This is a genomic window from Streptomyces sp. NPDC005761, assembly GCF_040630635.1.
Lineage (GTDB): Bacteria > Actinomycetota > Actinomycetes > Streptomycetales > Streptomycetaceae > Streptomyces.
On the sequence record NZ_JBEXXX010000009.1, the window covers coordinates 109787 to 131399 of the forward strand.

A 21613-nucleotide genomic window follows, 5' to 3' on the forward strand; every position below is an offset into this window, starting at 1 on the left:
GCTCAGTCGGTGTCCTGTGCTGCCTGCTCGACGAGCGGGATGATGCGCAGGGGTACGGGGTTCTCCATGACGATGGCCGTGGAGGCCCGGACAATGCCATCAAATCCGACAACCCGGTCGATCACCCGCTGGAGATCGGCGTTCGAACGGGCCACGAGCCGGCAGAACATGTCGCCGTGCCCCGTGGTCGTGTGCAGCTCCAGGACCTCCGGTACGCCGCCCAAGTGGGCCCGGACGTCGGCGCCTTGACCCTGTTTGATCTCCAGCGTCGCGAAGGCGGTCACCGGGTAGCCGAGGGCCGCCGGGTCGACGTCTGGGCCGAAGCCGCGGATGACGCCATTCGACTGAAGGCGGTCCAGACGCGCCTGCACGGTGCCGCGCGCCACGCCGAGCCGGCGCGACGCCTCCAGGACGCCGATCCTGGGCTCGCGTGCCAGCAGCACGATGAGCCGCCCGTCGAGGTGATCGATTGCCACGGCCGGCCTCCGAGGTAGGTGTGATGGTCATCATGTACAGATAGCCCGCCCATCATGGCGAAGGGGTGTACAGGTTGCCCAGCGAATTCACGAACTGTTGCGCACCTTGCGAAGCGGCGAGAACCTTCGGACATGACTGAGACGATGCACAGCACCCCCGAGACAGCGCGGCAGGCCGATCCCTTCCCGGTCAAGGGAATGGACGCGGTCGTCTTCGCCGTCGGCAACGCCAAGCAGGCCGCGCACTACTACTCGACGGCCTTCGGCATGAAGCTGGTCGCCTACTCCGGACCGGAGAACGGCAGCCGCGAGACCGCCAGTTACGTCCTCACCAACGGCTCCGCCCGCTTCGTCCTCACGTCCGTCATCAAGGCGTCCACGGACCACGGCCGCTTCCTCGCCGACCACGTGGCCGAGCACGGCGACGGCGTCGTCGACCTGGCCATCGAGGTCCCCGACGCCCGGGCCGCGTACGCCTACGCCGTCGAACACGGCGCCCTCGGCCTCACCGAGCCGCACGAGGTGAAGGACGAGCACGGCACGGTCGTCCTGGCCGCCATCGCCACGTACGGCAAGACCCGCCACACCCTCGTCGAGCGCGCCGGCTACACGGGCCCCTACCTCCCCGGCTTCGCCACCGCCGGCCCGATCGTCGAGCCTCCGGCCAAGCGCACCTTCCAGGCCGTCGACCACTGCGTCGGCAACGTCGAGCTCGGCCGGATGAACGAGTGGGTCGGCTTCTACAACAAGGTCATGGGCTTCACCAACATGAAGGAGTTCGTGGGCGACGACATCGCCACCGAGTACTCCGCGCTCATGTCCAAGGTCGTCGCCGACGGCACGCTCAAGGTCAAGTTCCCGATCAACGAGCCGGCCGTCGCCAAGAAGAAGTCCCAGATCGACGAGTACCTGGAGTTCTACGGCGGCGCCGGCGTCCAGCACATCGCGCTGGCCACCAACGACATCGTCGCCTCGGTACGCGCGATGCGCGCCGCCGGAGTGCAGTTCCTCGACACCCCGGACTCGTACTACGACACCCTGGGTGAGTGGGCGGGCGAGACCCGGGTGCCGGTGGAGACCCTGCGCGAGCTGAAGATCCTCGTCGACCGCGACGAGGACGGCTATCTGCTGCAGATCTTCACCAAGCCGGTCCAGGACCGGCCGACCGTCTTCTTCGAGATGATCGAGCGCCACGGCTCGATGGGCTTCGGCAAGGGCAACTTCAAGGCCCTGTTCGAGGCGATCGAGCGCGAGCAGGAGAAGCGCGGCAACCTCTGATCCTTCCCCGATCCCAGCGGGGGAGCACCCCGGCGGGCGGGCCGGACCTCCGGCCCGCCCCCCGGGCTGTGGGGCACGGGGCGTCAGCGCCCCGCCGGTGACTGCGCGGCCGACGGCTTCGCCGGCGCCCGAGAGGGGCCCTCCGCCTTCGGAGCGCTCGGCTTCGCCCGCTGTCCCGGCGGGCCGGCAGCCGGGGCCGGAGCCTCACCGGGCGCCTGCGCGGGCTCGCCGGCCGGGGCCTCGGGCACCACCGGAGCGGGCCCGGAGCCGTCGGCCTGCGAGCCCTCCTGCGACGGCTCGGGAGCCGGCGGAGCAGCCGGCTGCATGTCCTGCGGGCCGCCCGCCGGAGGCAGCCCCAGGGTGTCCAGCGCCTCCTGCGCCCGGCTCGCGTCCAGCGGCGAGAACTGCGGGTTGGTGCGCAGCGCCTCCTCCAGATGACGGCGAGCCGGACCGAAGTCCTTCAACGCCCGCTGCACCATGCCCAGGTGGTACGCGTACGACGCGTTCTGGCCGCCCGAGTCGACCGCCCGTTCCGCGTACTCCAGCGCCGAGTCCGGATCGCCCGAGCGGTGCAGGGCCCAGCCCAGAGCATCGGCCACCGCCGCGCTGTGGTGGCCTCGGTCCCACTCCGCGCGCAGCAGCTCCACCGCCGCGGCCGCGTCGCCGTGGGCGGCCTCGAAGCGGCCCAGGAGCAGGGAGTCGTCCACGCCCCGCGCCTTGCTGTCGGCCAGCGCCCTGCGCAGCTTCGTGTACTGGTTGACCGAGTCGCCGTCCAGGCCGAGCGACTCGTACAGCTCGCCCAGCTCCAGCAGATAGGCCGGATTCGGCGACTTCTTCAGCGCCGCCTGGTAGTCGCGCTGCGCCTCGTCGGTGCGGCCGAGGGCCGCCAGCGCGCGGGCCCGGCCGGCCAGGGACGGGTGATGGGCGGGATCGGTGCGCAGCGCCGCCCCGTACTGGGCCACCGCCTCCTGGGGCTCACCCCGCTCCCAGGCCAGCTCGCCCAGCCGGGACAGGCAGACGGCCTTCTCCGCGGGCGTCTTCGCCCGGTTCGCGGCGTCCTGCGCGGTGGCCAGCGCGTCCTCACGCCAGCCCCGGTCCCGGTACATCTGCGCGGTCAGCCCCAGCGACGGGACACCGGACCGCAGTGCGGCGTACTTCTCCACCGCCTTCGTCGCCGACTTGTAGTCACCCAGGCCGTTGTAGGCGTCGATCAGCTCCGGGTACACGGCCCACTGCCTGGGCTGCCGCGCGCGTACGGTCTCGCCCCACTTCTTCGCCGTCACGAAGTCGCGCCGGGCGTTGGCGAGCGAGGCGAGGCCGACCCAGGCCGCCTCGTTCCCGCGGTCGCCCGGCCGCACGTTCAGGGACCGCTTCAGCGCCTGCTCGGCCCGGGTGTAGTACGCCGCGTCGGAGGCCCGCCGTCCCCATTCCACGTACGCCGACCCGAGCACCGCCCACGACTGCGCGTCCGACGGGTGCGTGCCCACCCACTTCTGCCGGTCCCCGATGAGCGCCGTCAGATCGGAGAGCGAGGCGGGGGAACCCGCGGCCGTCGCGCTCATCGCCCGCGAGACCGGACCGGGCACGGGCGGCGCCGCGTCCCGGTCGTCGTCGGGCACCGCGACCACCGCGCCCGTCACCAGGACCGCGCCCGCGACCACGCCGAACGCCGCCCTGCGCAGCGTCGTGCGCAACGACGCGGGCGGCGGCTCGGCCAGGGACGCGGGGTCCGGCGGCAGGTCCGGCGGGGACTCGTGGGGCGGGGGGCAGAGGGTCTCGGGGGAGTGGTCCGGCCCGGAGGCCGTCGGGGGCTGCTGTGGCGTGACGTCCATGCCGATCACTCTGCGTCAGTACGAAGAGCACACCGCGTCTTACGAACGCTGCCGCATACGGGTTCACACCAATGGGCCCGGGTGTCAGTCTTGGATCATGGACGATCTTCTCGAACTACTGCGCGCGGGTCTGCCGGCCGAGGCCCTGATCACCGATCCGGACATCACCGCCTCCTACGCCAACGACATGGCGAGCTTCTGCGACGCGGGCACCCCGGCCGTCGTCACGCTCCCCCGCACCGTCGAGCAGGTCCAGCACATCATGCGCACCGCCACCGCCCTGCGCGTCCCGGTCGTCCCCCAGGGCGCCCGCACGGGCCTGTCCGGCGCGGCCAACGCCTCGGACGGCTGCATCGTGCTCTCCCTGGTCAAGATGGACCGGATCCTGGAGATCAGCCCCGTCGACCGCATCGCCGTGGTGGAACCGGGCGTCATCAACGCCGTCCTGTCGCGCGCCGTCAACGAGCACGGGCTGTACTACCCGCCGGACCCCTCCAGCTGGGAGATGTGCACCATCGGCGGCAACATCGGCACCGCGTCCGGCGGTCTGTGCTGCGTGAAATACGGGGTGACCGCCGAATACGTCCTGGGCCTCGACATCGTCCTCGCGGACGGGCGCCTGCTCACCACCGGCCGCCGCACCGCCAAGGGCGTCGCCGGGTACGACCTCACCCGGCTCTTCGTCGGCTCCGAGGGCAGCCTGGGCATCGTCGTCGGGGCCGTGCTCGCGCTCAAGCCGCAGCCGCCGCGGCAGCTCGTCCTGGCCGCCGAGTTCCCCAGCGCGGCGAGCGCCTGCGACGCCGTCTGCCGCATCATGGAGCGCGGTCACACACCGTCACTCCTCGAACTGATGGACCGTACAACAGTCCGCGCCGTCAACAAGATGGCGAACATGGGCCTCCCCGACTCCACCGAGGCGCTCCTGCTCGCCGCCTTCGACACCCCGGACCCCTCCGCGGACCTCGCCGCCGTCGCCGCACTCTGCACCGCCGCCGGAGCCACCGAAGTCGTCCCCGCCGAGGACGCCGCCGAATCGGAAATGCTGCTCCAGGCCCGGCGGATGTCGCTCACCGCGCTGGAGACAGTGAAGTCGGCGACCATGATCGACGACGTGTGCGTGCCGCGCTCCCAGCTCGGCGCGATGCTCGAAGGCACCGCGGCCGTCGCCGAGAAGTACGACCTCACCATCGGCGTCTGCGCCCACGCCGGCGACGGCAACACCCACCCCGTCGTCTGCTTCGACCACACCGACGCCGACGAGTCCCGGCGCGCCCGGGAGTCCTTCGACGAGATCATGGCGCTCGGCCTCGAACTCGGCGGCACGATCACCGGCGAACACGGCGTGGGCGTGCTCAAGAAGGAGTGGCTCGCCCGGGAACTCGGCGACGTGAGCGTGGAACTGCACCGGGGCATCAAGCAGGCCTTCGACCCCCTGGGCCTCCTCAACCCGGGCAAGGTCTTCTGAGGCCGGGACAGCCTTCCCGGCCCCGCCCGACCTCTCAACTCTCCCCGTCCTGCGACTCGTCCGACGCCCACGGGTCACTCATCCACAGGTCGTCCGCAGGCAGCGGCGCGAGCAGCTCGGCCAGCGCCTCGTCGATGCCGAGCCGCTCCGACTCCGTACCCGGCGCGACGATCCGCAGCGTCCGCTCCACCCACGCGGCCACCGCGGCGGAGGGCATCTCCAGCAGGGCGTTGCCGTCCGGCGAGGTGAGCGCCACGCAGATGACGCTGCGCCCGTCGACCTTGGTCGGCCAGATCCGCACGTCCCCGTGCCCGCACGGCCGGAACACCCCCTCGACCAACAGCTCGCGGGCGAACGTCCAGTGCACAGGCACGTCCGACCCGATGTGGAAGGTGATGTGCACGGCGTAGGGGTCCTCGGTGCGATACGTCAGCCGGGCGGGCACGGGAATGCTGCGCTCGGGCGACAGGACGAGCTTGAGCTCCAGCTCTCGTTCCACGACGGTGTCCATGAGGTGCGTCCTTTCGATGCCTGTGGGCCGGTCGCACGACCGCCCGCACAGGGAGAGAGCGCCCTCCCCGCCATCCATTACGCGACTTCGGGAAAAATATTTCGGGGTGCCCGGAAAGTGGCCCAAACACCGGGACCGGCCCGGTGACAGGCGGGTGTCTGATAGATGTGGACCCTTGTATGAGGACCGGCCGTTCCCCCATTGCCGGCCGGTCCAACGCCTCGAAGAGATACGGGACCACGGTGATGAGCGCCCCAACCCCGGCACCCGGTGACGACCGACCCCGCGAGGGGTACTACCCCGACCCGTCCATTCCCGGATATGTCCGGTACTGGAACGGCGCTTCGTGGGTGCCCGGCACCAGCCGGCCCGCCCCGCAGCAGGGCGAACCCATGCCCACCGCACCCGCCGAGGACGAGGCCGCGCCGCACGCCCCCGCATCCGGCCCCGCCGCGGTGGACGAGACCGGACCGGTCTTCTTCGACGAGGAGCCGTACGAGGGCAACCGCCCCGAGCCCGCCACCGCCTGGCAGGCCGACGCCTCCCGGCAGACCGGCTTCGGCGGCGAACGCGACCGGCGGGTCTCCTGGGGCGGACAGCCCGAACCGCAGGGCGGGCCCGCCGCGACCAATCCGCGGACGCCCGCGGCCGGTTCCCCCGACACCGCCCCGGCGGACCGGGCCCCCGCAGACCCCCGCCGACCCGCACCCGCGGATCCCACCGGCGGGGCGCTGCCGGGCATGCGCGACGGCGGCGGCCAGGCACCCGAGAACACCGTCGCCATCCGGATCGGCCGCCCGGGCCGCCCCGACGCCGGGAGCGGCGACAAGCCGGAGCCACCCTCCGACGGCACCGTCACGATGCGGGCCGTGGGACCCGGCGGCAGGGCGCCCGCCCCGCGCGACGCGCAGCAGCCGCCCGCCGACGGCACGATGACGATCCGTGCCATCACCCACGACTCGGCGCCGGCCGCCCCACAGCCCGCCGCACAGCCCTCCACGCCCGCCGCACAGCACACCCCGCCCACCCCGGCCCCCGCGGAGCTCAACAGCCCGCTCACGCCCGGCCCCGGCGGCGGCTCCACCTCCTGGGCGCAGCAGGTCCACCAGTTGGCCCGGCCCGAACAGGCCGCCCGGCCGCAGCCGCCCGCGCAGCAGCAACGGCCCGCGTTCCCGCAGCAGTCCCAGCAGGCACCGCAGCCCGACCAGCCCGTCGTGCCCTGGAAGCCCCCGGTCGACGACCACTTCCAGCAGCTCGCCGCGGCCCGGACGGCGGCCCGCCCGGCTGCGCTGGGCAAACGGCTCGCCGCCCGGCTCATCGACACGGTGGTGCTCGGCGCCCTCGTCGGGGCCGTCGCCGTGCCGCTCGTGTCCCGGGCCGCGGACCACGTCGACGAGAAGATCGACGCGGCCAAGCTGTCGGGCGAGACCGTCACGGTCTGGCTGCTGGACTCCACGACGGCGGCCCTGGCAGGCGCGGTCCTCGGTGTCTTCCTGGTGCTGGGCATCCTCCTGGAGGCGCTGCCGACCGCGAAGTGGGGCCGTACGCTCGGCAAGAAGCTCTGCGGTCTCGACGTACGCGACATCGAGTCCCACGACGCGCCCGGCTTCGGTGCAGCGCTGCGCCGCTGGCTGGTCTACGGCGTGCTCGGTCTCCTGGTGATCGGCGTGGTCGACGTGCTCTGGTGCCTGATCGACCGGCCGTGGCGCCAGTGCTGGCACGACAAGGCGGCCCGCACCTTCGTCGCGGGCCGGTAACCGTCCGGGGAGCGACCCGCACGGCTGACGGCCCTTCGGGTGAGGGCCGTCGGGCGGATCCCGTTCCCCCGAACGCACCTGAGGCGTTGCGGGGGCCCCTGGGGCGGGGTGCACTGCCCCCATGAGCAACGATCAGCCGACGTCCGGCCAGCCGCCCGAGGACGACCCGTTCTCCAAGAAGCCGCCCGGGTCCCAGCCGCCGCCGTCATCGGGCTCGCCCTACGGCGGCGCGCCGCCTCCGCCGCCGTACGACCCCGGTCCGTACGGCGGTGGCCAGTACGGCGGATCGGATCCGCTGGCGGGCATGCCACCGCTCGCCGAGCCCGGCAAGCGGATCCTGGCCCGGCTGATCGACTTCCTGATCATCTCGATCCCGCTGTACCTGATCTCGCTGCCCTGGGGCGGCGCGGTGGAGATGGCGGACAACAACAACGACGACGACGTCAGCGACGTCTTCGCCCAGACGTACACCGGGCATCAGCTGCTCTGGTCGCTGATCGCCCTGGCGGTCTACGTCGCGTACGACACGTACTTCACGCACAAGGACGGCCGCACCCTGGGCAAGCGGCTGCTGAAGCTGCGCGTCGCGATGCTCAACGACGGCAGGGTCCCGGACACCGGCAGCGCGTTCCTGCGGGCGGTGGTGCTGTGGCTGCCGGCGCTGCTGTGCTGCCCGTGCCTGTGGTGGCTGATCAACATCGTGCTGATGTTCACGGACAAGCCCTACAGGCAGGGGCTGCAGGACAAGGCGGCCAAGACCGTGGTGGTGGTCACCAACTGACGGGCGGCCGGGAGGGCGTCGGCACCCTCCCGGCGGTGACGGTCAGCGCCGCAGCGAGTGCTCGCCCACCCGCTCCGACGCGGCGCGTGCGGCCGGGATCCTGCTCTGTACGGGGTCGAGGGTGCGGCCCTCGGGTTCGGCAGCGGCGGGGACGGTGCCACGGTGTGCGGACACCGCGGCCCCCGTCCTCGCCGCTTTCGCTGTCTTCCTGCGCGCCGGCAGCGGAACGGTGACGGCCACCAGCAGACCGAGCGCGAGCGCGGCCGTACCGATGACGGCGATGCCGATGCCCGATTCGGTACGGGACAGCAGCAGCATGGCGAGGGTCGAGAAGACGACGGTCACCGAACCGTAGGAGAGCTGTGCAGCAGTGGGACGCGGCATGGCGGTATCCGTCCTCGGGACGTCGGATGGGCAGTCTCTCGACACGGTCTCGCTGTCAAGTGACTCTACGACGGTGAATGCCCGAGCGGAACGGGTGGTAAGCGTCACCTAACCCACGGTACCGGTGCACGGGGGGCGCACGGAGTCATGCCGCACGCCTGTGAGAAGCTTTGGCGCGCCGGTCGGGCGTGGAGTGGTCGTCCGGATACCGGAAACGCGCTCCTGCATAGTGCACTTGGCCTGTTCAAGTCAAGGTCTGTCTTTTCTTCCGTAACTCCGGTCGAATGTCGTCACTTGTGACGCGTTACCGCGCGCGGCCCCTTTACACCTCCAAGGCCGTAGCCGCGGGCGCCGGGGAGGACTGCATCACGTGATCATTAAAAGACGGGCGCTTCGCACCGGGGCGGTTGTCGTGGCCATGGCTGCGACCGCCGCCACCGCATCCGCCTTCGCCACCGCTCAGGCAGATGACCAGGCGTCAGGCGCCGCCGCCACAGCCGTAGACCGCCGGGACCCGGGGTCGGCCAAGGGCGACGCGCACAACCTGGAAGGCCCCTTCAGCAAGCAGCAGGACGCCCAGCGTCAGGCCGCCCTGGAGAAGGTCATATCCGGCGACAAGAAGGTGTCGGCGCGCAACGGCTCCAAGGTCGTCAAGCTCGACGACAACAAGTACGTCGAGGTACAGCGCGAGAAGACCGACAAGATCTTCACCGTCCTGGTGGAGTTCGGCGACCAGGTCGACAACACGACCATGTTCGACCCGGACGGCGCGGGCCCCAAGCCCGCCGTCCCGAAGTACGGCGGCACGCCCGGACCGGCGCACAACAAGATAGCCAAGCCGGACCCCGCGAAGGACAACAGCACCGCCTGGCAGGCCGATTACAACCAGGCCCACTTCCAGGACCTGTACTTCGGCGAGGGTGCCGGCAAGAACTCGCTCAAGACGTACTACGAGAAGACGTCCTCCGGGCGCTACTCGGTCGAGGGCGAGGTCTCCGACTGGGTCAAGGTCCCGTACAACGAGGCCCGCTACGGCTCGAACTACTGCGGTTCGACCAACTGCGCCAACGCCTGGGACATGATCAAGGACGGCGTGAACGCCTGGGCCGCCGACCAGAAGGCCAAGGGCCGTACGCCCGAGCAGATCAAGGCCGATCTCGCCCAGTACGACCAGTGGGACCGTTACGACTTCGACGGTGACGGCAACTTCAACGAGCCCGACGGCTACATCGATCACTTCCAGATCGTGCACGCCGGCGAGGACGAGTCCGCGGGCGGCGGCGCCGAGGGCACCAACGCCATCTGGGCGCACCGCTGGTACGCCTACGGCACCAACGCCGGCGCGACCGGCCCGGCCGACAACAAGGCCGGCGGCACGCAGATCGGTGACACCGGCATCTGGGTCGGCGACTACACCGCGCAGCCCGAGAACGGCGGCCTGGGCGTCTTCGCCCACGAGTACGGCCACGACCTCGGTCTGCCGGACCTGTACGACACGACCAACACCGCCGAGAACTCGGTCGGTTTCTGGTCGCTGATGTCGGCCGGTTCCTGGCTCGGCACCGGTAAGAACAGCATCGGTGACCTGCCCGGCGACATGACCGCCTGGGACAAGTTCCAGCTCGGCTGGCTGGACTACGACACGGCCAAGGCCGCGACGAAGTCCACCCACAAGCTGGGTGTCTCCGAGTACAACACCAGCAACAAGCAGGCACTCGTCGTCGAGCTGCCCGACAAGGCCGTCACCACCGCCGTCACGACGCCCGCCGAGGGCGCCAAGCAGTGGTGGAGCGACATGGGTGACAACCTCAACAACACCCTGTCCCGTCCGGTCGACCTGACCGGCAAGTCCAAGGCGTCCCTGGACCTTTCGGGCTGGTGGGACATCGAGGCGGACTACGACTACCTCTACACCGAGGTGTCGGAGAACGGCGGCACCAGCTGGACCGCGATCGACGGCACCGCCGACGGCGTGGCCATCCCGCGCGACGCCAGTGACAAGCCGGCCCTGACCGACGTCTCCGGCAAGTACCAGAAGCTGTCGTACTCGCTCGACGCCTACGCCGGCAAGAAGATCGACGTCCGCTTCCGCTACACCACCGACGGTGGCGCGGGCGGCATCGGCTTCGCGGCCGACACCATCGCGGTCAACGCCGACGGCGCCGCGCTCTTCACGGACAACGCCGAGGGCGACGACAACGGCTGGACCGTCAAGGGCTTCTCCCGCGTGGGCGGGTCCTTCACCAAGGACTACCCGCAGTTCTACCTCGCGGAGAACCGCCAGTACGTCTCGTACGACCAGACCCTCAAGGTCGGCCCGTACAACTTCGGGTTCTCCAACACCCGTCCGGACTGGGTCGAGCACTACCCGTACCAGAACGGCCTGCTGATCTGGCTGTGGGACACCTCCCAGAAGGACAACAACGTCTCGACCCACCCGGGTCAGGGCCTGATCCTGCCGATCGACGCGCACGCCAAGCCGCTGAAGTGGTCGGACGGCACGGTCATCCGCAACAAGATCCAGCCCTTCGACGCTCCGTTCAGCTGGTACCCCACCGACGGCTTCACGCTGCACAACGGTGACGTGGCCACGAAGATCAAGCCGCAGCTCGGCGTTCCGGTCTTCGACGACCACAAGGGCACCTACTGGTACAAGGAGAACAAGACCGGAAGCGTGCAGGTAACTGACACCAACACCCGGATCTCGATCGTCAACGAGCCGCTCAGTGGCTCGACGGTGACCGTCAAGGTGGGTCCGTCGCACAAGTAATTCCGTAAAACCGCAGGTCAAAGCATGATCGGCCGTCGCCCTCTAGCGGGCGGCGGCCGATCGTGTTTAGGTGCCTCTTGTTCGTTTTCTTATTGACACACGATGTCTCACGGGGGAGCACGGAGCATGGCAGGCGGAGGATTCAGCAAATTGCCGAACGGCAGTGTGGTCGTCGCGATCACGCTGCCGAGCCCGGCGGAGGGCGTGGGACCGGACACCCCGGTACGCGTCCTGGTACACGCGGCGAACCGGGCCCGGGCACTGACCCGGCTGCGCAATCTGGGCCTGCGCGCGGTCTACCTCCGCGGCAACGCGGAACCGCCCACCCCGGACGAGATCACCGCCGTCCTGCACCACCCCGACGGCCTGCTGTGGCGCGCGAGACCCGAGCGGGCCCAGGAGCTCTGGCACCCGATACGAGCCCTCCTGAGGCCCGCCCTGCCGGCCCGGCAGAGCTGACCCCCGGCCGTCCCGCCCCTCAGACCACCGGCTTGCCGGAGAGCACCACACCGGCGTCCCGCAGCTCGGCCAGCGCCCGGTCCGTCGTCGCCTCGGCGACGCCCGCGGTCAGATCCAGCAGTACGTGCGTGGCGAAGCCCTCACGGACGGCGTCGAGCGCGGTGGCCCGGACGCAGTGGTCGGTCGCGATACCGACCACGTCGACCTCGGTGATCCCGCGGTCGCGCAGCCACTCGGCCAGGCCCGTCCCGTTCTCGTCCTGGCCCTCGAAGCCGCTGTACGCGGCGGCGTACGCGCCCTTGTCGAAGACGGTGTCGATCGCACCGGAGGCGACCGCGGGGGCGAAATTGGGGTGGAAGCCCACCCCCTCCGTACCGGCGACGCAGTGCGTGGGCCAGGAGTGCTCGAAGTCCGGCTCCGGCGAGAAGTGATCACCCGGGTCCACGTGGTGGTCACGGGTGGCCACGACGTGCCGGTAGCCCGGCTGGGCCTCACCGATCAGGTCGGTGATGGCGGCGGCGACATCGGCGCCCCCGGCGACCGCGAGGCTCCCGCCCTCGCAGAAGTCGTTCTGGACGTCCACGACGATCAAGGCGCGGTGCATGGCGGGTGTCCTTCGGTGGGGGAGTGGGCGGCGGTTACGGGGGTGGCATCGAGCCTAGGGACTCGGGCCTGCGATAGGGAGGGGGCACCCGGGCAAATCGAGCCCGGGCGGGAAAATCAGGCCCGAACGGCAAATCGAGCCCGGGCGGAAAGTCCGGCCCGAGCGGAAAACCGGGCCCGGGCGGGAGAATCAAGCCCGTCGAGGGGGTGCCTACCATGCCCAGGCTACGGGGGAGATCGAGGACGAAGCGATCACCGGGCGCCCCCGGACCCCCGCACCGAACCGCACGCGGACTCACACGTACTCGGTGGGCAGCACCGGCTCCCCACGGGACAACTGCATCGCGGACATCGGCAACCCCGCCCGTGCGGCGATGTGCCGCTCCCGAGCAGCGTCCAGCGGCTCCCGCGCGACCACCTCGCCGCCCCTGACCAGTTCCACCAGCAGCTGCCGGCCGGCCAGCTCCGCCGGGACCGGGCCCGTGCCGATCACCTCGGCCTCGGCGACCCCGTCCTCGTCCAGCCGGCGGGCCGCCCACTTGCGACCGCCCTTCGACGACTTCGCGCCCAGCGACTTCTTCGCCACCGGCCGCAGCTCGTCGGCCGGATCCGCCGAGGCGGCGCGGGCGACCAGCTTGTAGACCATCGAGCAGGTGGGGTGTCCGCTGCCCGTGACCAGTTGTGTGCCCACCCCGTACGCGTCCACCGGCGCCGCGGCCAGTGAGGCGATGGCGTACTCGTCCAGGTCCGAGGTCACCACGATCTTCGTCTCCGTGGCGCCCAGCTCGTCCAGTTGCTGGCGCACCCGGTGTGCGACCAGCAGCAGGTCGCCCGAGTCGATCCGGACCGCCCCCAGCTCCGTCCCGGCCACCTCGACCGCCGTACGGACCGCCGCGGTGACGTCGTACGTGTCGACCAGCAGCGTCGTGTCGCGCCCCAGCGAGTCGACCTGGGCCCGGAAGGCGTCACGCTCGGAGTCGTGCAGCAGGGTGAACGCGTGGGCGCTCGTGCCGACCGTCGGGATGTTGTAGCGGAAGCCCGCGGCCAGGTCCGACGTGGTGTCGAAGCCGCCGATGTACGCGGCACGGGCCGACGCCACCGCCGACAGCTCGTGCGTGCGCCGGGCACCCATCTCGATCAGCCCGCGCCCGCCCGCCGCCGCCGACATCCGCGAGGCCGCCGCGGCGATGGCCGAGTCGTGGTTGAGGATCGACAGGATCACCGTCTCCAGCAGCACGCACTCGGCGAAGGAGCCCTCGACCCGCAGGATCGGCGAGCCCGGGAAGTACACCTCGCCCTCCGGGTAGCCCCAGATGTCGCCGCTGAAGCGGTAGTCCGCCAGATAGTCGAGCGTGGGCCCGTCGACCACGTTCTGGTCGCGCAGGAAGGTGAGCATCTCGTCGTCGAAGTGGAAGTTCTCCACCGCGTCCAGGACCCGCCCGATACCCGCGACGACGCCGTAGCGCCGTCCCTCGGGCAGCCGTCGGGTGAACGCCTCGAAGACCGAGCGCCGGCCGGCGGTGCCGGCCTTCAGTGCGGCCTGCACCATCGTGAGCTCGTACTGGTCGGTGAAGAGTGCGGTCGACGGCACACCGACGCGTCGCCCAAGGTCCGCTGAGTTCATGCCGGGGATGCTACCCCTATTTCGTCAAAGTGACGAGATGGGGGTGCCGGGGCCCCTCCGACGGCCGGGTCCGGCCCGCCGCGCCACCGGCCCCGTTTGTGCGATGCCCCCTCCCGGGTGGCAGCATGGGGTAGGTGAGCGTCGCCCCCGTAGAGATCGAACGTCCTGAATCGGCCGAGGAGAACCTCGTCGTCCCCGAGCCCGACGTCCCCTGGGTGACGCTGGTCCACAACGACCCGGTCAACCTGATGAGCTACGTGACCTATGTCTTCCAGGCCTACTTCGGCTACTCCAAGGACAAGGCCCACAAGCTGATGCTCGACGTCCATCAGAAGGGTCGCGCCGTCGTCTCCAGCGGGAGCCGTGAAGAGATGGAACGCGATGTCCAGGCCATGCACGGCTACGGACTGTGGGCCACCCTCACCCAGGACCGCAACTGACACCCGCACCACCCTCCCGCCCGACCACCATCGGAGAGAACCCATGGCCGGCCACTTCGAGGCCACCCCCGGCGGCGGCGCGGCCGTCGCGCTCGACGAGGTGGAGATCGCGATCCTGCGCTCCCTCGCCGTCCAGCTGCTCGAACTCATCGGTCCCGGCGACGAACCCGCCGAGGGCGAGGACCCGCTTGCCGCGCTGTTCGCCGAGGGCCCCAGCGAACCGCCCTCCGACCCCGCCCTGGCCCGCCTCTTCCCCGAGGCCTACGGCGACGACGACACCGAACTGCGGGCCGCTTCAGCCGAGTTCCGCCGCTTCACCGAGAACGACCTGCGCACCCGCAAGCGCGACGACGCCCTGGTCGTCGTCCGCACCCTGGACGCGCTCGCACCGCAATCGGAAGGGGCGTCGCGCAGCGACTCCGGCAAGCGTGAGGAGGGCGTAGCCGTCCTCACCCTCACCGCCGACGAATGCCGCAACTGGCTGGGCTCCCTCAACGACCTCCGGCTCACCATCGGCACCCGCCTGGAGGTCTCCGACGAGGACGAGGGCGAGAGCGGCTCCCTCTACCGGCTGCCGGACAGCGACCCGCGCAAGCCCATGGTCATGGCCTACCTCTGGCTGGGCGCACTCCAGGAAACACTCGTCGAAACGCTGATGCCGTAAGAGGCCGGCCACCGGGTGTTCGCTCAACGGACGCTCAAATCCGAATAACGATCGCGTCACCTGATCGGTCTTTTTTGCAGCACCCGGCCCCCGTTGTCCGCTTTTTCCTGTGGTCTGCGCCACATAATGTCCGGTGGATCACCGATGTGTCCGTGATAAATCTTCACGACCACTCGGGGACGCCACCCCTGTTCCCGGGTAGGCGCTACGAGCCGGCAACCACCGGCAGCACTCCATCCATATCCGGGGGGATCAGGACCTGATCCGCGGCCGCAAGGCCCGGATCGGCGTGGAGAAAGGCGCAGCACATGACATCGGCGCAGGTCGACGACAAGGGACAGAACCCGCACGCCGCAGCCGCGGATGCCACCACTTCCGCCGAGGGCTACCAAAGAGCACTCGGCGCCCGCCAGATCCAGATGATCGCGATCGGCGGGGCCATCGGCACCGGCCTCTTCCTCGGCGCCGGCAAAGCCATCGCCAAGGCCGGACCCAGCCTCATCCTGGCGTACGCCATCGCGGGCCTGGTCATCTTCTTCATCATGCGGGCGCTCGGCGAACTCCTCATGTACCGCCCGGTCTCGGGCTCCTTCTCGGAGTACGCCCGCGAATTCGTCGGCCCCTTCGCAGGCTTCGTCACCGGCTGGACCTACTGGCTCTTCTGGGTCGTCACCGGAATCACCGAAGTGACCGCCGCAGCCCAGTACATGACCTTCTGGTTCGACATTCCGCAATGGGTGTCCGCACTGATCTTCACGATCATTCTGTACGGCGTGAACCTGATCTCCGTGAAGTTGTTCGGAGAGCTCGAATTCTGGTTCTCGATGGTCAAGGTCACCGCCATCGTCGGCATGATCCTCATCTGTGCCGGAATCCTCACCCTCGGATTCTCCGACGCCGGCGACACCGCGTCCGTCACCCATCTGTGGTCCGACGGCGGCTTCTTCCCGCACGGCATCAAGGGCACCCTGATGACGCTGCAGATCGTGATGTTCGCCTTCCTCGCCGTCGAACTCGTCGGCGTCACCGCGGGCGAGTCCAAGGACCCCAAGACCGTCCTGCCCAAGGCCATCAACACCGTGCCGTGGCGCATCGCCGTCTTCTACGTCGGCGCCCTCATCATGATCCTCTCGGTCGTCCCCTGGACCGAGTTCTCACCCGGCGTCTCCCCGTTCGTCGAAGCGTTCGAGAAGATGGGCCTCGGCCTCGGCGCCGGCATCGTCAACTTCGTCGTCCTGACCGCCGCACTCTCCTCCTGCAACTCCGGCATGTACTCCACCGGCCGGATGCTGCGCGACCTCGCGCTCAACGGCCAGGGACCGAAGTTCTTCACCCGGCTCACGAGGAGCGGCACCCCCCTCGTCGGCACCACGGTCTCCGCCGCCCTCATGCTCGTCGGCGTCTGGATCAACTACCAGTGGCCCGGTGACGCCTTCACCTACGTCGTCTCCTTCGCCACCATCTCCGGCATGTGGGCCTGGATCATGATCCTGGTGAGCCAGCTCCGCTACCGCCGCCTGGCCGACCGCGGTGTCCTCCCGCAGTCCACCTTCCGGGCCCCCGGAGCCCCGTACACCAGCGTCTTCGCCCTCGCCTTCATCGGCGTCGTCATCGTCATGATGGGCATCGACAAGGACGCCAGGATCTCGCTCTACTGCGCTCCGCTGTGGGCCCTGATCCTCGGTGTCTCCTACCTGGTCCTCAAGGCCCGCAACCCCGGGAACAAGGCCTTCGCCGGCCGCTGAACCACAGGCCGCACAGAGGTCGCGTCCACGATGCGGGCCCCCGCGTACCACTCCTCGGTACGCAGGGGCCCGTCGTCCTATCCTGGGCGCCATGCTGACCATCACCCAGGCGCTGTACGACCAGATCGTCGCGCACTCCCGCGCCGACCACCCCGACGAGGCGTGCGGCGTGGTCGCCGGGCCCGCCGGAACCGGCCGCCCCGAACGCTTCATCCCCATGCTCAACGCGGCCCGCTCGCCCACGTTCTACGAATTCGACTCGGCCGACCTCCTCAAGCTCTACCGCGACATGGACGACCGCGACGAGGAGCCCGTGATCGTCTACCACTCGCACACGGCGACCGAGGCCTACCCCTCCCGCACCGACGTCACGTACGCCAACGAACCCGGCGCCCACTACGTCCTGGTCTCGACCGCCGACACCGACGACGCGGGGCCCTTCCAGTTCCGCTCGTACCGCATCGTGGACGGCGAGATCACCGAGGAGGACGTCGAGGTCGTCGCCGCCCACCCCGCACCCTGACCTCGGCACCGGCACCGGAGCGCGGCAGGTGGACAGGGCCTCCCGCCCCTCTCTGTCCACCTGCCGAACGCCAACCATCCATCAGGTGAGATCACATTCCGGATCCCGGACCGGGAATCGATACGATGAGCGCATGGTTCCCCATGACGTGAGCGACAAGACGCCGGGCACGCTGCTCGTGGCGCGCCTGCACGTCGACCTGTGCCGACTCGCCAGCGCGATCTGTACGAACCACCGGACCGCCGGCCGCGAGGCCTGAGCCGGGCCCAGGCCCGGCGCCGCCCCACCGGACGCCACCCGTCACGCACCACCCCCTGCGCGGGGGCAGAGCCGCGCGCCCCACGCCCACCGCCACCACTCCGCTTCGACAGGAGCCCACGCCATGGCCATCGAGGTCCGCATCCCGACCATCCTCCGCACCTACACCGACGGCGCCAAGGCCGTCGAAGGCAACGGGGACACCCTCGCCGACCTCTTCACGGACCTGGAAAGCCGCCACACCGGCATCCGTGAGCGCATCGTCGACGGCGACCAGCTCCGCCGCTTCGTGAACGTCTACCTCAACGACGAGGACGTCCGCTTCCTCGACGGCATCTCCACCAAGCTCAGCGACGGCGACAACATCACCATCCTCCCGGCCGTCGCCGGCGGCATGAACTGATGCGCTACGACAGCCCGCTCGCCGCAGTGGGCAACACCCCGCTCGTCCGCCTGCCGCGGCTGTCACCGTCGGACGACGTCCGCATCTGGGCCAAGCTGGAGGACCGCAACCCCACCGGCTCGATCAAGGACCGCCCCGCGCTCCACATGGTCGAGCAGGCCGAGAAGGACGGCCGGCTCACCCCCGGCTGCACCATCCTCGAACCCACCAGCGGCAACACCGGCATCTCGCTGGCCATGGCGGCCAAGCTCAAGGGCTACCGCATCGTCTGCGTGATGCCGGAGAACACCTCCCAGGAGCGGCGCGACCTCCTCGCCATGTGGGGCGCGGAGATCATCTCCTCCCCGGCCGCGGGCGGCTCCAACACCGCCGTCCGCGTCGCCAAGGAACTCGCGGCCGAGCACCCCGACTGGGTCATGCTCTACCAGTACGGCAACCCCGACAACGCGGGCGCCCACTACGCCACCACCGGCCCCGAGATCCTCACCGACCTTCCCTCCATCACCCACTTCGTCGCCGGCCTCGGCACCACGGGCACCCTCATGGGCGTCGGCCGCTACCTGCGCGAACACGTTGACGGCATCAAGATCGTCGCTGCGGAACCGCGTTACGACGACCTCGTCTACGGCCTGCGCAACCTCGACGAGGGCTTCGTCCCCGAGCTCTACGACGCCTCGGTCCTCACCACCCGCTTCTCCGTAGGATCCGCCGACGCCGTCACCCGCACCCGCGAACTCCTCCAGCAGGAGGGCATCTTCGCGGGCGTCTCCACCGGCGCCGCGCTGCACGCCGCGATCGGCGTCGGCAACAAGGCGGTCAAGGCCCAGGAGAGCGCCGACATCGTCTTCGTCGTCGCCGACGGAGGCTGGAAATACCTGTCGACGGGCGTCTACACCGCACCCACGACAGAAGCGGCGATCGAAACGCTGCAGGGCCAGCTCTGGGCGTAGGCCCACGCGCTGTACGCACCCCGGACGCCGGGGGTTCCCGACCACAGAGGTCGGGGACCCCCGGCGTCCGCCGTTTCGGGGGCTTCGCCCCCGCACCTCCGCTCCTCAAGCGCCGGAGGGCCCTGAAAGGCAGCCTCGCCGACGCTTGAGGAGCGGGGGCCCGGTGGCAGCGGCCCCAGCTACGGGAACGGGCGGGCGGGGGAACAGGCCCGCCGCAGGCGCACACCGCCGCCGGCGCGCCCACCCCCCACCGAGCCCCGAGGGGCGCCCCGCTTCCATCGAACCGGTGACAGCACAGGTGAGTTCCCCCACAACGGCACACTCCGGAGGAGCGACCAGCTCTTTCGCGCCTTACGCTCAACAAACCGCTCAACCGACCGCACGAACCCTCCCCGTTCCCACGTCTCGGAGGTTCACGCTCCATGAAGCTCACCGTCGTCGGCTGCTCCGGCTCGTTCCCGTCCGCGGGATCGGCATGCTCGAGCTACCTCGTAGAGGCCGACGGCTTCAGGCTGCTCCTCGACATGGGCAACGGCGCCCTCGGCGAGCTGCAGCGCCACGTCGGTCTCTACGACCTCGACGCCATCTTCCTCAGCCACCTCCATGCCGATCACTGCATCGACATGTGCGCGTACTTCGTCGTCCGGTACTACCCGCACGGCGGCGGACGCCCGGCCCGCATCCCGGTCTACGGCCCCGAGGGCACGGAGCAGCGGCTCACCACCGCACACGCCGACACCCCGTCCGACCACGCCATGAGCGAGGTCTTCGACTTCCACACCCTGAAGCCCGGCTCGTTCGACATCGGCCCCTTCTCGGTGCGCACGGAGAAGCTCTGCCACCCCGTCGACACGTTCGGCATTCGCATCGAGCACGGCGGCAGCTCGCTCACGTACTCCGGTGACACCGGCACGTGCGAGGCTCTGGACGAGCTCGCGGAGGGCGCAGACCTCTTCCTCTGCGAGGCGTCGTTCGTCCACGGCAAGGAAGACATCCCGGACCTCCACCTCAACGGCCGCGAGGCGGGTGAGCTCGCCGCCCGCGCGCAGGTGGGCCGCCTGGTCCTCACCCACATCCCGCCGTGGACCGACGCCGACCGCAACCTCTCCGACGCCCGCGAGGTCTTCGACGGCCCGACGGAACTGGCGGCACCGGGCGCGGTCTACGAGATCTGAGCCGAACGCACGACGAAGCCCTCACCTTCCGCCGGGAAGGTGAGGGCTTCGGACTGTCGTCGTACGGACTACTTGGCCTCGGCCTTGAGGAGCTCCGCGAGCTCCTCGTCGGACTCACGGCCCGGCGTCGGCAGGTTGAACTTGGTGATCGCGAAGCGGAAGACCGCGTAGTAGACCGCCGCGAAGCAGAGGCCGACCAGCGCGAGCAGCCACGGCTTCTCCGCGATACCGAGGTTCAGGAAGTAGTCGACCGCGCCGGCGGAGAAGCCGAAGCCGTCCTTCATGCCGAGGGCCCAGGTGAGCGCCATCGAGACACCGGTCAGCACCGCGTGGATCGCGTAGAGCACCGGGGCGATGAACATGAACGTGAACTCGATCGGCTCGGTCACACCGGTGACGAACGCGGTGGCGGCGAGCGAGAACATCATGCCGCCGACGACCTTGCGGCGCTCGGGGCGCGCGCAGTGGGTGATCGCGAGGCAGGCCGCCGGGAGGGCGAACATCATGATCGGGAAGAAGCCGGTCATGAACTGGCCCGCGGTCGGGTCACCGTGCAGGAAGCGGGCGATGTCGCCGTGGTAGTCCACGCCGCCGTCGTTGTACGTACCGGCCTGGAACCACGGGAAGGAGTTCAGGAGGTGGTGCATGCCGATCGGGATCAGCGCGCGGTTGGCGACACCGAAGATGCCCGCGCCCACTGCGCCGGATCCGACGAGCCACTCACTGAGGTTGTGCAGCCCGGCACCGAGGACCGGCCAGATCAGACCGAAGATGATGCCGACGACCAGGCCCGCGAAGGCGGAGAGGATCGGAACCAGACGGCGGCCACCGAAGAAGCCCGCCCAGTCAGGCAGCTTGGTCCGGTAGAACTTCTGGTAGAGCAGGGCGACGACTATGCCCATGACCACGCCACCGAGCACACCGGCGTTGACCGGGGCCTCGTTCATGACGATCTTGCCGTCGACCACGGCGGCGACCTTGGGCAGGTTGCTGTCGGTGAAGGTGGCGAGCACCTTCTGGAAGACCAGGTAGCCGGTGACGGCCGCGAGGGCGGTCGAACCGTCCGACTTCTTGGCGAAGCCGATCGCGATACCGACGCAGAACAGCAGCGCCATGTTGTCGAGCAGCGCGCCGCCGCCCGCCGCCATGTAACCGGCGATCTTGTTGATGAAGTCCGGGAAGGACTCCTTGCCGAGCATGTCGCCCTGTCCGAAGCGGACCAGCAGGGCGGCTGCGGGCAGCACCGCGACCGGCAGCATGAGGCTGCGGCCGATGCGCTGCATGACCGCCATCACGCCGGCGCCCTTCTTCTTGGTGACCGCGGGAGCGGTGCCAGCCGTGGACATCAACTTCCTCCATTGGGCAAGGCGCCGCCAGGGACAGGGTGTTTGGGTGGGCGACGACTCGAGAAACGCGCCGCCATGGCGGCGCGTGGTCTGGACCACTGAGTGGTGTAGACCAGTTGTAGCACGGTGAGGGTTAGATAAGGAACCTGCAATTTCCGACTACTTCGCA

At 69.9% G+C, this 21613-nt stretch carries 21 protein-coding genes; 14 read left to right on the forward strand and 7 right to left on the reverse strand.

Annotated elements, in window-relative coordinates:
- Nucleotides 1-2: 2 nt before the first annotated feature.
- Nucleotides 3-476: an Lrp/AsnC family transcriptional regulator gene (locus ABZ434_RS11565; RefSeq protein WP_026241547.1), complete on the reverse strand. Its 474-nt coding sequence runs from the start codon at nt 474-476 to the stop codon at nt 3-5.
- Between the two features lie 132 nt (nt 477-608).
- Here ABZ434_RS11565 and hppD point away from each other — a divergent pair, with 132 nt between their 5' ends.
- A complete protein-coding gene (hppD, locus tag ABZ434_RS11570; RefSeq protein ID WP_359134351.1) occupies nt 609-1754 on the forward strand; it encodes a 4-hydroxyphenylpyruvate dioxygenase in 1146 nt (381 codons plus the stop codon).
- 83 nt (nt 1755-1837) lie between these two features.
- Here the strand turns inward: hppD and ABZ434_RS11575 are convergent, their stop codons facing one another.
- Nucleotides 1838-3586, reverse strand: coding sequence for a tetratricopeptide repeat protein (locus tag ABZ434_RS11575; RefSeq protein WP_359134353.1), 1749 nt, complete (start codon nt 3584-3586; stop codon nt 1838-1840).
- A 97-nt stretch (nt 3587-3683) separates the two neighbouring features.
- On the opposite strand from ABZ434_RS11575, the gene ABZ434_RS11580 reads away from it, so the two are divergent.
- Nucleotides 3684-5051 (forward strand): FAD-linked oxidase C-terminal domain-containing protein, encoded by a 1368-nt coding sequence (locus tag ABZ434_RS11580; RefSeq protein ID WP_359134354.1) that lies wholly within the window; start codon nt 3684-3686, stop codon nt 5049-5051.
- A 34-nt stretch (nt 5052-5085) separates the two neighbouring features.
- Here ABZ434_RS11580 and ABZ434_RS11585 read toward each other — a convergent pair whose 3' ends face one another.
- Nucleotides 5086-5562 carry an SsgA family sporulation/cell division regulator gene (locus ABZ434_RS11585; protein ID WP_359134356.1) on the reverse strand — a complete coding sequence of 159 codons (477 nt, stop codon included), beginning with the start codon at nt 5560-5562 and terminating at the stop codon, nt 5086-5088.
- A gap of 245 nt (nt 5563-5807) precedes the next feature.
- Between ABZ434_RS11585 and ABZ434_RS11590 the strand changes: the two genes are divergently transcribed.
- Together ABZ434_RS11590 and ABZ434_RS11595 are read left to right on the forward strand one after the other, a co-directional pair.
- A complete protein-coding gene (locus ABZ434_RS11590) occupies nt 5808-7319 on the forward strand; it encodes an RDD family protein (protein ID WP_359134358.1) in 1512 nt (503 codons plus the stop codon).
- Between the two features lie 121 nt (nt 7320-7440).
- Nucleotides 7441-8100: an RDD family protein gene (locus tag ABZ434_RS11595; protein WP_359134360.1), complete on the forward strand. Its 660-nt coding sequence runs from the start codon at nt 7441-7443 to the stop codon at nt 8098-8100.
- 42 nt (nt 8101-8142) lie between these two features.
- Here ABZ434_RS11595 and ABZ434_RS11600 read toward each other — a convergent pair whose 3' ends face one another.
- Nucleotides 8143-8484 carry a hypothetical protein gene (locus ABZ434_RS11600; RefSeq protein WP_359134362.1) on the reverse strand — a complete coding sequence of 114 codons (342 nt, stop codon included), beginning with the start codon at nt 8482-8484 and terminating at the stop codon, nt 8143-8145.
- Nucleotides 8485-8854: 370 nt separating this feature from the next.
- Between ABZ434_RS11600 and ABZ434_RS11605 the strand changes: the two genes are divergently transcribed.
- Together ABZ434_RS11605 and ABZ434_RS11610 are read left to right on the forward strand one after the other, a co-directional pair.
- Entirely contained in the window at nt 8855-11254 is a 2400-nt protein-coding gene (locus ABZ434_RS11605) for an immune inhibitor A domain-containing protein (protein ID WP_359134364.1), read from the forward strand.
- Nucleotides 11255-11380: 126 nt separating this feature from the next.
- Complete coding sequence (locus ABZ434_RS11610) at nt 11381-11713, forward strand: hypothetical protein (RefSeq protein ID WP_187285161.1); 333 nt, start codon at nt 11381-11383, stop codon at nt 11711-11713.
- Between the two features lie 19 nt (nt 11714-11732).
- Here the strand turns inward: ABZ434_RS11610 and ABZ434_RS11615 are convergent, their stop codons facing one another.
- Complete coding sequence (locus ABZ434_RS11615) at nt 11733-12317, reverse strand: isochorismatase family protein (protein WP_359134366.1); 585 nt, start codon at nt 12315-12317, stop codon at nt 11733-11735.
- A 294-nt stretch (nt 12318-12611) separates the two neighbouring features.
- Nucleotides 12612-13940: a nicotinate phosphoribosyltransferase gene (locus tag ABZ434_RS11620; protein WP_359134368.1), complete on the reverse strand. Its 1329-nt coding sequence runs from the start codon at nt 13938-13940 to the stop codon at nt 12612-12614.
- 134 nt (nt 13941-14074) lie between these two features.
- Here ABZ434_RS11620 and clpS point away from each other — a divergent pair, with 134 nt between their 5' ends.
- From clpS to ABZ434_RS11660, 8 genes are all read left to right on the forward strand, one after another.
- The gene (gene clpS / locus ABZ434_RS11625; RefSeq protein WP_018555894.1) at nt 14075-14380 is read left to right on the forward strand and encodes an ATP-dependent Clp protease adapter ClpS; all 306 of its coding nucleotides are present in this window, start codon (nt 14075-14077) and stop codon (nt 14378-14380) included.
- A gap of 43 nt (nt 14381-14423) precedes the next feature.
- Nucleotides 14424-15044, forward strand: coding sequence for a DUF2017 domain-containing protein (locus ABZ434_RS11630; RefSeq protein WP_359134369.1), 621 nt, complete (start codon nt 14424-14426; stop codon nt 15042-15044).
- 308 nt (nt 15045-15352) lie between these two features.
- On the forward strand, nt 15353-16789 hold the full coding sequence (locus tag ABZ434_RS11635) for an amino acid permease (RefSeq protein WP_359134371.1): 1437 nt from the start codon (nt 15353-15355) through the stop codon (nt 16787-16789).
- 91 nt (nt 16790-16880) lie between these two features.
- Nucleotides 16881-17312, forward strand: a complete 432-nt coding sequence (locus ABZ434_RS11640; protein ID WP_359134373.1) for a M67 family metallopeptidase — start codon at nt 16881-16883, stop codon at nt 17310-17312.
- 133 nt (nt 17313-17445) lie between these two features.
- Nucleotides 17446-17571 (forward strand): putative leader peptide, encoded by a 126-nt coding sequence (locus tag ABZ434_RS11645; RefSeq protein WP_261991849.1) that lies wholly within the window; start codon nt 17446-17448, stop codon nt 17569-17571.
- Nucleotides 17572-17694: 123 nt separating this feature from the next.
- The gene (locus tag ABZ434_RS11650; RefSeq protein ID WP_266779301.1) at nt 17695-17973 is read left to right on the forward strand and encodes a MoaD/ThiS family protein; all 279 of its coding nucleotides are present in this window, start codon (nt 17695-17697) and stop codon (nt 17971-17973) included.
- Nucleotides 17973-18923, forward strand: coding sequence for a cysteine synthase (locus ABZ434_RS11655; RefSeq protein ID WP_359134376.1), 951 nt, complete (start codon nt 17973-17975; stop codon nt 18921-18923). The genes ABZ434_RS11650 and ABZ434_RS11655 overlap by 1 nt, the downstream gene beginning before the upstream one ends.
- Before the next feature lie 422 nt (nt 18924-19345).
- Complete coding sequence (locus tag ABZ434_RS11660) at nt 19346-20098, forward strand: MBL fold metallo-hydrolase (RefSeq protein WP_359134377.1); 753 nt, start codon at nt 19346-19348, stop codon at nt 20096-20098.
- A gap of 68 nt (nt 20099-20166) precedes the next feature.
- On the opposite strand, the gene ABZ434_RS11665 is transcribed toward ABZ434_RS11660, so the two are convergent.
- Nucleotides 20167-21444, reverse strand: a complete 1278-nt coding sequence (locus tag ABZ434_RS11665; protein ID WP_359134380.1) for a PTS transporter subunit EIIC — start codon at nt 21442-21444, stop codon at nt 20167-20169.
- Nucleotides 21445-21613 lie beyond the last annotated feature (169 nt).